This window comes from Rheinheimera mangrovi, assembly GCF_003990335.1.
Classification (GTDB): domain Bacteria; phylum Pseudomonadota; class Gammaproteobacteria; order Enterobacterales; family Alteromonadaceae; genus Pararheinheimera; species Pararheinheimera mangrovi.
On the sequence record NZ_CP034683.1, the window covers coordinates 2398551 to 2411241 of the forward strand.

A 12691-nucleotide genomic window follows, 5' to 3' on the forward strand; every position below is an offset into this window, starting at 1 on the left:
CCGTTTATTACATGTTTACAGCTTAACGGGTACCTTCACGGCGTAAAGCCGCTGGAGTAAAGTCGTTATCTGTTAACGGCACAGAGAAGTCATACATCTTGTCTTCGTTGTCTAAACCAATAGCGATATAGCGACGAGTGTTCAGATCGTGGAAAACTTCCAGCGTACTCCAATGAGTTGGTACTTCGTAGTAATTCAGACCATGAGCTACAGCAACGCGGTACAACTCGCCCCTGTTGTCATACAGATCTGCGACATGAATTTGCCAGCTGTCTTCATCGATAAAGAACACACGTTTTCCATACACATGGCTGGTGCCGCTTTTCAGGTTCGCTTCCACCACCCAAACACGGTGTTTTTCCCAGCGCACATAGTCTGGATTAATATGACCTGGTTTGATCAGATCCGCATACTTCACGTCTTTACTGTGCAGTTTGTAGCTGTTGTAAGGAATAAACAGCTCTTGTTTGCCCACTAATTTCCAGTCATAGCGGTTTGGTGAGCCGTTAAACATATCGAAGTCATCTGTTGTGCGCAGACCATCAGAAGCTGTACCTGGTGCATCGTAAGCTACGTTAGGTGCACGACGAACACGGCGTTGACCTGTGTTGTAAGTCCAGGCCTGACGAGGTGTTTTCACCTGATCCATAGTTTCATGCACTAACAGCGCTGTACCAGCCAGACGAGCTGGAGTAGTAACAGCTTGTTTGAAGCGGAAAAGGATATTTTCTTTTTGTAACGCTTCTACAGTTGCATCAGGCGCCGAATATTTGAACATGATTTGTTCATCAAAGCCGATAGTGACAAAGTCACCAGATGCCGTAGGTGCAACCTGACCACCGTTACGACTGGCAGCTACACCGCGGAAACGTAAAGTATGGTTCCAGATGGCTTCCAAACCGTTGGAAGGAATAGGAAACGGGATACCTATAGCCGCGCTAACAATACCGTTACCACCTTCAACCAGTTCGGCATTTGCTGCAATTTTCTTTGTTGCATCATAGACATACTGTGGGTAAGACGCTGTACGACGCGTTTGGTACACATTCATTTTATAGCTGTCAGGATAAGCTTCAAACAGCTTGATCTGACCTGGGCTTAACATATTTTTGTATTGCGCCAGATTGGATTTATCAATAGTGAACAGTACTTTATCACCAGCAAATGGATCCGGGTGATGGTCACCTGGTTTATACCCAGCAGGAGCTGATTTGATACCGCCTTCCCAGGCCGGGATGCTGCCATCGGCATTACCAGCTTTTTCCGCACCTAGCGGCGTCAAATCAGCACCCAAACGGGCGACCTGATCCGGAGTTAATTTCGCAATAGCACCACAGCTAACAACTAGCGCAATAGTGGATGCAATCAGGGTGAGTTTTTTCATAATGGTTCTCGCCTCGTCCCTTAAATAGAGTATTTAATGTTAAAAGATACAAAATCACGATCCGCTGTATTATTGGTTGTGCCTACACCGCCCCAGAAGGCATTGTAAGAAAACTCAGAAGACCAGCGGTTCAGATAATCAAAAGCAACGGTGTAACCCACAGACTTTTTATCTTTGGAGAACATAAACAGTGGATCTGGCGTAATTCCGTTCACGTCGTGTGAAAACACAACACGGTGCGACATATTGACACCAGCAAACACGTCGTTGAAATCTGCTTTAGCTAATAAACGGTAACCCCAAGCTGATGCAGTTGGGAAAGGATTGGTTTCGGCACCATTAGATAAAGCTATATGCACACCGTCCTTGTTCACCAATGGACCACCATTAATGGTGCCCAACAAAGGGCCGCCGCTGCGGTCCGTACCCGGACCATTTAAGCGCAATACAGAAGGATCAGGCATATCATTAATTTTGATACCGCCCACTTCCGCTAACATCGTGAAGTTGTCCGCTATCCACATAGGGCCAAACAAGTGAGTAACTGTTAATTGAGCCTGTGTGGTATCGGATAAAATATAGCCTTGTGCAATTTGGCCTGGTCCTACTTTTTCACCATAACTACGACCAATTTGGCTTATACCTTCTAAAGGTAAGCCTGAGCTTAATTTCGCGTTTGCGAGCTGTTCAGGCATACCGGCGTAAAGAATTTCAACATCGTCGATTTGTAATGGCTCATCCTGGCGATAAGCTAACTCACCCGCTATCGAAGTGCCTGATAAAGTGGTGTTAAAACTAAATCCGTATAACTTGATATCTTCAGGATATTCCAGGAAGCCTTTAGAAAACGCTCTTAAGCCTGACACATTTTCTTGTGTGATAGACCCAGCGTTTGCCGCTAAATAAGCTAAGTCTGAAACTATGGCGCCGGCTCGGAAATCAGATGCCATACCAGAGATAAGTGGAGTGCGGCTATGATAGTTCATGTGATACAGAGCGAATTCTGTATCGTTCAGCTCAGGTGAAAACAACTCTAATTTAACACCGTACTGTCCGGCGTCTTTAGGCTTGATTTCGCCGTCAACAAAACCGTTACCATCTGCTGGACGCAAAGTCACTTTAGTTGGATACGACAAATACGCTGAAGACAATAAAGTCAACTGAGATTGGGCTGCCGCTTTTTGCTGAGGTGTTGCATTCGGGCTCTGTAAGACGCCAAACAGACCGGCTGCGCTAGTGCTGATAGAATTCAGGCCAGCTAACAAAGTTGATAAATCAATATCTGGGTTACCCGCAAAACCTAGTTGAATATTTTGCGCTGCCCCTCCTTTACCGGCGAAATCGTTGGTAGAAAAATAACTACCAGGTACAGGGAGGTAGCTATTACTCCAATCGTATTGATAGAACACTTCTGCGGTAAGGTTTTCAGTTAAACCTAAAGACGCCCACGCCATGCCTACAGGAATAAAGGCCTCTTTTAGGTCAGCCCCTGGGCTACGCAATACACCAACATCTACTGGTGTAATATTGATACCGTGGGGAATGAAGGTGCTTTCACCCCAGCTCAACACCTGATTACCTATACGAATAGACAGAGGATTCGCACCATCGTTTAATGCGAAGTTGCCGTATACATAAGCATCCAATAAACGTAAATCACGACACGCCAAATCTCTTGCATCATCATCGGCACAAGGGTCCACTCTGTTACCCGACAGAGGGTTAACATAAGCTCCATCGTTATCCATTAACGCTGAATCATAGAAATAGGTGAAACGGCCGAAAAAGCCGATATCATCTTTAGCAATAGATAACTCGTGAGTACCACGGAACACTTCAGAGAACATATCTCCGCGGTCATAATTCAGGTTACCTGCATCACCATTGCTGGAATATGCACCTGGTTGTGACCAAATTTGCTGACTGGTGTACAAAGGCGGATTGGCAAAAGTCGAATAACCTGTCCAGTCAAAACGTGGATGGTTTACCTTACTGATGGTATCCCAGTTACGGTCTTCAGCGCGCCAGCTGGCACCGTAAGAGAACGTAGAGTCAAATACAACCTCTACATCATCAAAATCGAAAGTCGCTGCCTGAACGCTAGTGGCCGACAAGGCCAATAGTGCAGAAGCGACCCCCAGAGCTAAAGTACTTCTGACGAAGGCACCTGGCTTAGTATTCATTCGTTATCTCCCCCCCTGTCCCTGCAGGTATCTTGTTATTTTTTATTTTGAGCCAACCAACTGCTCGGAGGTCAGCTTGTATCGAAGAAATCATTACATCATTTTGATCGTGGCGCAAGGCTTGCGATCAGTCAAATCTGTTGATTTCTATTCAGTTTTTTTCCTTTCACCTGACTAAAGCGCCTTACTTCCAATCAATCCGGTTTGACCAGTTGAATGAAGATCATCTAACTGAATGAAAATAATAGCTAAAGTGGAGAATTTTGCCTGCTTTGTTTTAAGTTGTCGTTTTAAGTAATAGCTCTAATTTATTTTTTCTAAACTGCTGAACTTACCCTGATCGGTTAAGGTTAATACAAAGCGTGCGTTCACACCGGCATGGCTGATATAAGGCCGAAAATGCCGCAGCGGCAGTTGCACTGTCTGACCATTTTCAGCCTGAACCACCACATCGGTATACATGCCCTGATAAAAGGCAAGACACTGATCCACGTCCAGCATCAGTCGGAATTTATACTGTCGCATCAGCTTAAACTCTTGCTCACTTTCTCATACAAATCGTTACTCAGCTCTTTACTCAGCATAGTCTGTAACACAGATTTTAACTGCTGCTGGCGAGCGCTTTGGTAACGTTTCCACGACAATAAAGGCGTGACTAAACGGGATGCAACCTGAGGATTAATGGCATCCATTTTCAGCACCACATCGGCCAACACCTGATAACCCCGGCCATCTTCGGAGTGGAACATAGCTGGGTTTTGCTGATAAAAAGCACCAAAAACAGCCCGAACCCGATTTGGATTCTGCCAACTGAACTGTGGATGTTTAGTCAGTTGCTCCAACGTCGCAAATACTGATGGCTGCGGATAAGAGGCTGATAAGTTAAACCATTTATCCAATACCAACACATCCGAGTTCCAACGCTGCTCAAAAGCGCTCATCAATTCTGAAAACAGCAAATGTCCGGCGTTACGACAAGCCCTTAGCACGGCTAACTGATCAGTCATATTGTCGCTTTGCTCGTACTGCTGACGTAACAAATCGTCTTTGTCTGTCATGAAGGCCAGGTAGTGTAAACAGACGGATCGTAAAGCGCGCTTGGCAACCTGTTGCTCCTGGTATTGATAGACTTCTGTCTGCAAAGACAGATAACAGTTTTGCCACTGCTCTGCCAATTTGTTCGCCAGTTGTTGCGTAAAGCTTTGTAATGCCAGCACCAGCTCCTGTACCGGTATTTCATCAAATTGTTCAGCAACCATATCATAAGCTGGCACTGTCAATAATTCAGCAGTAAAGGCTAAATCATCCAGAGGCTGGACTAATAACTGCCGATAAAATTCAAGTAAAGCAGACGGTAACTGATAGTCCGCCGCAGAATTTTTTGCATCAATGGCAGCTTTGACCTGAATTTGCCACAATTGCTGTATTGCATCCCAGCGCGCTACCCCATCTTTGGCATCACGGGCTATTTGCAACAGCTCGTCCATACTGTACTGATACTGCAATTTTACCGGAGCAGAAAAGTCAGCCAAAAGCACAGGCACTGGTTTTTGACTTACAGCAAAACAAAATTCCTGCTGAGCTTCAGTCATTTCGAGTAAGTAAGACTGGCTTACCCCTTCGGCCAGCAATTCAAGGCGCACAGGCAGCAGCAGAGGCTGCTTTTCGGCCTGATCGGCGGTAGCTGGTGTCTGCTGTTGCATCAGCAGTTTAAATTCGCGTTTTTTCGCATCAAACTGACTGTAGGCTTTTAATTCTGGCGTACCGGATTGTTGATACCAGCGTCTGAACAGGCTTAAATCCCGACCATTGGCATCCTGCATTGCATTAACAAAGTCATCACAGGTCACAGCCTGACCGTCATGGCGCTTAAAGTATAGATCCATACCTTTTCTGAAACCGTCTTGCCCCAATAAGGTATGCAGCATACGGATGACTTCAGCGCCTTTGTCATAGACTGTGACGGTGTAAAAATTATTCATTTCCAGCACTTGCTCTGGACGAATTGGATGCGCCATCGGGCCGGCATCTTCAGCAAACTGAGCGGTACGAATGGTTTTCACAGCATCAATACGGTTTAAGGTTGCAGACCCCATGTCAGCACTGAATTGCTGATCCCGAAATACTGTTAAGCCTTCTTTTAAACTCAGCTGAAACCAGTCACGGCAAGTGACTCTGTTGCCCGTCCAGTTATGGAAATACTCGTGGCCAATAATAGATTCAATATTAAAAAAATCAGTGTCTGTGGCAGAGGCCTGATCGGCCAGCACATATTTGCTGTTAAAGACATTTAAGCCTTTATTCTCCATCGCGCCCATATTAAAAAAGTCGACCGCAACCACCATATAAATATCCAGATCGTACTCCAGACCAAAGGTCTGCTCGTCCCACAACATGGCACGTTTTAACGATTCCAATGCAAACTGAGCGCGGTTTTTATTGCCTTTATCGACATAAAACTCCAGCGCAACTTCACGGCCAGAGCCTGTGGTATAGCTGCCTTTTAGGCAATCAAAATCCCCCGCCACTAAGGCAAACAAGTAACTTGGTTTTGGAAAAGGGTCTACCCAGGTGACATGGCGACGACCGTCGGGCAGCAACTCTGAGTGCACCAGATTGCCATTACTTAACAGCGCAGGATAGGCTTTATCATCTGCAATAATATGAGTGGTAAAACGGGCTAAGACGTCTGGTCTGTCAAGGTAATAGCTGATACGACGGAAGCCTTCAGCTTCGCACTGAGTACAATAGGCACCATTGGATAAATACAAACCTTCCAGCGCCGTATTGGCCTGAGGGTTAAGCTCAATTTTAAGTTCAAGTTGTGCTTTGGCTGGTATAGCTGACAAGATAAGTTGCTCAGGAGTAACCTGATAAGCATCAGCATTTAATAACTGACCATCCACAGACACAGCTAACAGCTTCAGCTCTTGCCCATCCAGAGCTAAAGTACCTGCTCTGCCACTGGCAGATTGCAGCTGGTATACAGCAGTCAACACCGTCGTTTCAGGGTTTAACTCAAAACTCAGCTCAACGTCGGTAATAGTAAATTCCGGAGCTTTATAGTCACTTAACTTTTTTGCCTGACGGCTTGTTATCTGGCTCATCAAAAAATCTCTCTTTTAACACAAGCTTTTTAATCATCAAAATTAAGGCCAGTTAAAACTGGCCTTAATTATTATTTGTTACCTTGTACGGCCGCTGTAATTGGCGTGTCTGGAGGTGTTAGCTTTAACACCTTAATACCCATATAGGCATAAATAACAGCCAAGACCGGATTAATCAGGTTAAAAAATGCATACATGGCGTAATCCAGCGGATTCACGTTCAGTACACCATGCATATAAGCACCACAGGTATTCCATGGGATCAATGGGCTTGTAATAGTACCGCCATCTTCTAAAGTGCGTGACAGATTCACCGGCGCTAAACCACGACGCTCGTACTCTTCTTTAAACATACGGCCCGGCATAACGATCGCCATATACTGATCAGCGGTTAAAATATTGGTCGCGATACAAGTAGCTATAGTGCTGGTAATTAATGAGCCCGTACTGTGCGCCTTGTGCAAAATAGCCTCAACAAATTTGCGTAACAAACCTGTGTGTTCCAACACGGCACCAAACATCATGGCGGAAAAAATCAGCCAACAGGTGTTGAGCATTTTTACCATGCCGCCACCGTTCAACAGCTTATCTAATTCGACATTCTGGGTCTCGATCACAAAACCGCCGTGCAAGGTAGACCATACCACTTTCAAAGTTGCCAGTACGCCGTTGAGTTGCGGATCCGCCATTTTTGCAACCAATTGCGGCTGAAATAACACAGCCCAGACACCTCCTAAAATAGCACCAATAAATACGGTAGGAAAAGCCGGCACTTTTTTTACAGCCATCGCCATCAATACCAGCAACGGCACTAACATCATTGGGCTGATGACAAAATGCTGCTGCAAGGCTTCGCTGATCGCACGAATTTGTGAGTCGTCCGCTGAAGCATCGGCATTAAACCCCATTACGGCAAAAATAATCAGAGCGATTAACAGACTTGGAATAGTGGTCCAGGTCATATGCCGGATATGGTCAAATAAGTTCGAACCGGCAACGGCAGGGGCAAGGTTGGTAGTTTCACTAACCGGTGACATTTTGTCGCCAAAATAAGCGCCTGAAACTATAGCTCCGGCAGTCACAGCAGGTGACATTCCTAAGCCTGCGGCAACACCAATCAGCGCTACACCTATAGTGGCCGCTGTAGTCCAGCTGCTACCTATACTGATCGCCACTACAGCACACAACAAACAGCTGGCTGCGTAGAACCAGGAGGGATCGAGCAACTGCAGACCAAAATAGATCAATGAAGGAACAGTACCAGCCAGTAACCATGTTCCAATTAAGGCACCTACAGAAAAAAGGATCAGTAAGGCACCTAATGACAAAGAAATACCTTTGACCATAGCTTGTTCTATATCAGCCCAGCTATAGCCATTTTTCAGACCTATCACCACGCCAATAAAAGCCGCAACAAAAAGAGCGATCTGATTGGCACCATAAGACGAATCGCTGCCATATAAATAAACCGACAGACTAAGTAAAACGACCAGCACAATCAGAGGGATGCTGGCATCTAAAAAGCTCGGCGCTTTAATTTGGCGTGTTACAGGTAGTTGTTCCATGGATCTGTTCTCATCACGATTGGTTAGCACCAATTCTGTTGTTATAAAAAGGGGCCAGAGTCAATGAACGCTGTTGCAGTTCATTGACTCTGACCCCTTAAGCTTCATCTAGTCAGCGCGTTTTGCCAAATGCCCCAGACTTAACATATCTGCGGTGATCTGAGCTGTCTCTTCCAGCAGAGGATCCAGCTTCTCCAACACTTCTGGTAAATCATCCAGGTTTTTCACTGTTGGCAACTTCAATCGTGTTAAACGCTCATTGACACGTTGTAAATCGCGGGCAGTGTTTTCGTCTTTTTTCTTCAGGCGTTCCTGCTCATTTAATGAAATAGTTTTTTCATCTTTTTCTTTGTTATACAGAGCAATATCGTCCATCAGGTATTTGTACTCAGTTTCCTTACTGAAACGTTCCTGATGCTTTTTCTGTAACAGCGGCACAGCCTTTTTAATGTCATCCGATGCTGTGTACTGAGCAGCCGGGATGCTATCCCACGGCAAGGCGTTTTCTTCTTTGCTTTCGCCCCACTCGCCCGGTTCTATTGGCGATGGGAATAAAATATCAGGGATCACACCTTTGTGCTGAGTACTGCCACCATCGATGCGATAGAACTTAGCAATGGTAAACTGCACTGAACCTAAAGACTCTTCAAACATATCGTAAACCCGGCCTAAACCGCGGTGCTGTTGCACAGTCCCTTTACCAAAGGTATGTTCGCCGACAATCAAAGCTCGACCATAGTCCTGCATAGCAGCAGCGAAAATCTCCGAAGCTGATGCGCTGTAGCGATCGACCATCACAGTCAGAGGGCCATTGTAGAATACGCTACCGTCCTGATCCTGGCTGATGCTGATACGGTTACCCGCTTCACGGATCTGCACCACAGGGCCTTTATCAATAAATAAGCCAGTTAAGGTGACAGCCTCAGGTAAAGAACCACCGCCATTGCCACGTAAGTCAACAATAATACCGTCAACATTCTGCTGCTTTAAGCTGGCTATTTCTTTCTTCACATCTTCTGTCAGATTATTGTAAAAGCTTGGAATATTAATGACGCCAATCTTTTTACCCAACGGACTCAGTTTAGGTTCAAGAATTTCGGCTTTTGCCGCTCTGTCTTCTAAACGGATTTTATCGCGGACAATAGAAATCTGAGTAGGCACCCCTTTGGACGCATCGCCACCTACTAATACCTGAAGACGCACAGTCGAGCCTTTCGGACCTTTGATCAGATCCACGACATCATCCAGACGCCAGCCAACTACATCAACAAATTCTTCTTCGCCCTGAGCAACACCAATAATTTTATCTTTTGGTTTGATTTTTTTTGTCATATCGGCCGGGCCACCTGGCACCAGACTCATAATCACAGTGAAATCATCGTCACTTTGCAGCACTGCCCCTATACCTTCCAGCGACAGGTTCATTTCTTGTTGGAAACGCTCAGCGTTGCGTGGTGATAAATAGGAAGTGTGCGCTTCGATGCTGCGGGCGTAGGAGTTCATCACAATCTGGAAAACATCTTCACTTTCTGTTTGTAACAAACGCTTCTTGGCATTTTCGTAGCGTTTTTTCAGCAGCTTGGTCGTCTCTTCTGCTGTTTTACCAGCTAACTTCAGATTCAGCGCATCAAACTTCACTTTTTGACGCCACAGCTCGTTTAGCTGGGCTACATCAGCAGCCCAAGGTGCGTCTTCACGCTCAAACTCATAGCTATCTTTTGCTGTGAAATCAAAAGGTTTATCCAGCAAGCTGATTGCATAATCATAACGCTCAAGACGGCGGGTCATGCTCAAATTAAACATTTGATAAGCGAAATCAAATTGCCCTTTCGCCAAACCGTTATCAAACTCGTTACGGTATTTTTCAAAGCCGTCAACGTCTGATTTCAGTAAAACGTTACGGAAAAAATCCAGACTTTTTAAGTAGCGGTCAAAAACTTTTGACGATAACTCGTCGTCAATACGCAAGCCTAAATAGTGCTCGCGGGTAAAATAGTTGGTCACTCGTTTACTGGCGGTTGCATGCTGTGGTTCCTGTGCCAGATTTGGTACAGGAGAAATCACCGGCGCAGCAACGCTGCTACCGATCACCAGAAAAAATGCCGCTAAGCTGGAAATTTTTTTCATTGAACACTCATCTCTGTTAAGCCTGGAACAGCTTATCCCCTTGGGTTTTAATCACCATACCTGAGGCAAGCTGCACCACAACATCATTTTTAACTACTTCAAGTACAGTTGCAGGCACTGGTTTCAGCCCTACTTTTAACTGCACAGCACTGCCAACTTTTAATGTGGCTGTATTTAATGCAATAAGTTCAACCGCTTGCTCCGTAACCACTTTTTCTGTGGTCTGAGGCTTAGAGTGAAGTCTGGCCGCTTTTGCTGAGACAGTGGCTTTATTTGACGGAGATTTTTTGTAAGCAGGTTTGTCTGAGGCCGGAGCCTTAGGCTGGTCTTTTTGCTGCTCTTTGTGTTTAGCGCGTTCTGCTGCAGCTTTAGCTTTGCGAACTTCTGCAGCCTTGGCTTTGCTTTGCTCTAAAGTTTCAGCAGCGTGAGTTGCCTGTTGTTCGTCAATCAAATCACCGGCCTGACCGTCCAAATCAACGCGGGCTACACCCACTTTGACTCCAGACAAATAACGCCAGCTGGAGGTATACAGACGTAAAGCATGACGGATTTGGGTTTTGCTGATGCCATCTTCTTCAGACAACCGCTGTGCTAAGTCCTGAAAAATACCAATTTTCAGAGGTTTAGCTTCACCGCTTTGGCTAAAACACAGAGGAAACTTTTCGCTAAGTTCGGCGAGGATTTGTTTCACATCTTTGCCTGCAGGTTGAGCTTGGATTTGTTCAGTTGGGGTTGTCATGCAAAATTACTCTTCTTCATCAGCGGCATCGTCTAACTTAATGCCTTCTTCTATTTGGTTATTAACGTAACAGATAGCCCAGTCGACCAGTTCATCTTCATCTGCTTCTAACAGAACTAAACTACCTCGTAGTTCGTTCCAGATTGCATTGAGTAAATGGTCAATTTCGGCCGACAAGATATCATCTGGAAAACGGCGCCAGACTGCGTGATAAATGGCGTTGATCCGATCAGCGACGATCTCTTCTTCACCTTCCCAGTCGCCAACATCCGCAACCTGGAATAAATAATCCTGAATATTAACTAAATCTTTCATAAAGTCCGCGCCAGATGCTGTTCAAACAGCTGAACCAACCCAGCTAAACCTTGTTGGTCATCCAGATCAAAACGAGCCAGGCTTGGACTGTCAATATCCAGCACCGCAATAATCTTGCCGTTATGGCGTACAGGTAACACAATTTCTGAGTTACTGGCTGCATCGCAGGCAATATGGCCCGGAAATTCGTGGACATCTTTCACCAACTGGATTTCACCACTGGCCACAGCTGTGCCACAAACGCCCTTACCGACCGGAATACGTACGCAGGCCACTTTGCCCTGAAAGGGTCCTAACACTAAAACGTCGTCCCTTAAAATATAAAAGCCTGACCAATTCAGATCAGGCATTTCATTAAAGAGCAACGCACTCAGATTTGCCATGTTAGCAATCAGGTCTGTTTCGTCTTCGATCAGAGACTGAGCTTGCTGTTGCAGCAGCTGATAAAATTCTGATTTTTGCTCACGCATGAAATATAGGTTCTACCATTACAACGAAGGCCCCTACATTACTTGTTTTGTCGCGAAATTTAAACCTCTGCCACAAAAAGATTTAACCACTTTTGTCTAATAAACAATCAATGACTGTTCATTTCAAACTCAACTGACACTTCGGCTCTGATATCGGTCTGACCAAAGCTGACTTCAGCACCATCAGCCATGGCTCTGGCCATCTTCATCACAGGCGCCGGAGCATAACCCTGTTCATTGATTTTTTGCGCAGAACCAAGTTTTAAACCGTTGGCTTTTGCTAACAAAGCAGCCTTGGTTTTGGCATGAGTAAAAGCCTGTTGCAGCGCTTTTTGATACAACTCATCGGACTCGCTGACTAAAAATTCAGCCTGATTCATCTGAGTCACGCCTAAATCAGCCGCTTGTTGCAGCACTGTGCTGTACAGCGATAAGTCATTTAAAGACACCGTGATATCGCGGCTGACCACATAACGTTGTGGTAATTTGCGCTCAGGGTCGTGCTGATAATCAGGTTGAATACGCAAAGGTGCATTGTTCAGTTGCTCCTCTTTTATACCCAGTTTACGCAAAGCTTTCGTTAATGCGGCCACCTGATCATCGACTTTTTGTTTCGCATCACTTACTTTCTCTGAGGTCTGCTGAATTTGCATGCTCAAACGCACCGCATCAGGTTTGGCTTGCATCACGGCAGAGCCGGATACAGTGACGGTTTTTACCGCTGGCGTATCGGCTAAAGCGACAAAGCTCAGACTACAAACCAGAAAAGCTACTAATTTTGTTTTCATTTTTTAATCCTGT

The 12691-nt window shown here is 45.4% G+C and carries 10 protein-coding genes; all 10 read right to left on the bottom strand.

Annotated features, from left to right (window positions below; all coding sequences use genetic code 11):
- Positions 1-22 precede the first annotated feature (22 nt).
- Positions 23-1384 carry a DUF1329 domain-containing protein gene (locus tag EK374_RS10810; RefSeq protein ID WP_127023144.1) on the bottom strand — a complete coding sequence of 454 codons (1362 nt, stop codon included), beginning with the start codon at positions 1382-1384 and terminating at the stop codon, positions 23-25.
- Between the two features lie 20 nt (positions 1385-1404).
- Positions 1405-3567, bottom strand: coding sequence for a DUF1302 domain-containing protein (locus EK374_RS10815; protein WP_127023147.1), 2163 nt, complete (start codon positions 3565-3567; stop codon positions 1405-1407).
- Positions 3568-3870: 303 nt separating this feature from the next.
- A complete protein-coding gene (locus EK374_RS10820; RefSeq protein ID WP_127023150.1) occupies positions 3871-4092 on the bottom strand; it encodes a DUF2835 family protein in 222 nt (73 codons plus the stop codon).
- Positions 4092-6674, bottom strand: a complete 2583-nt coding sequence (gene pepN / locus EK374_RS10825; RefSeq protein ID WP_127023153.1) for an aminopeptidase N — start codon at positions 6672-6674, stop codon at positions 4092-4094. The genes EK374_RS10820 and pepN overlap by 1 nt, the downstream gene beginning before the upstream one ends.
- A 71-nt stretch (positions 6675-6745) precedes the next feature.
- Complete coding sequence (gene nhaC / locus EK374_RS10830; RefSeq protein ID WP_127023156.1) at positions 6746-8239, bottom strand: Na+/H+ antiporter NhaC; 1494 nt, start codon at positions 8237-8239, stop codon at positions 6746-6748.
- 108 nt (positions 8240-8347) lie between these two features.
- Positions 8348-10366: a carboxy terminal-processing peptidase gene (gene prc / locus EK374_RS10835; RefSeq protein WP_127023159.1), complete on the bottom strand. Its 2019-nt coding sequence runs from the start codon at positions 10364-10366 to the stop codon at positions 8348-8350.
- A 16-nt stretch (positions 10367-10382) separates the two neighbouring features.
- Entirely contained in the window at positions 10383-11105 is a 723-nt protein-coding gene (proQ, locus tag EK374_RS10840; protein ID WP_127023162.1) for an RNA chaperone ProQ, read from the bottom strand.
- Positions 11106-11111: 6 nt separating this feature from the next.
- Positions 11112-11420, bottom strand: a complete 309-nt coding sequence (locus EK374_RS10845) for a hypothetical protein (RefSeq protein WP_127023165.1) — start codon at positions 11418-11420, stop codon at positions 11112-11114.
- Entirely contained in the window at positions 11417-11890 is a 474-nt protein-coding gene (locus EK374_RS10850; protein WP_127023169.1) for a GAF domain-containing protein, read from the bottom strand. Before EK374_RS10850 ends, EK374_RS10845 begins: the two co-directional genes overlap by 4 nt.
- Before the next feature lie 107 nt (positions 11891-11997).
- Positions 11998-12678 (bottom strand): SIMPL domain-containing protein, encoded by a 681-nt coding sequence (locus tag EK374_RS10855; protein ID WP_127023172.1) that lies wholly within the window; start codon positions 12676-12678, stop codon positions 11998-12000.
- Positions 12679-12691 lie beyond the last annotated feature (13 nt).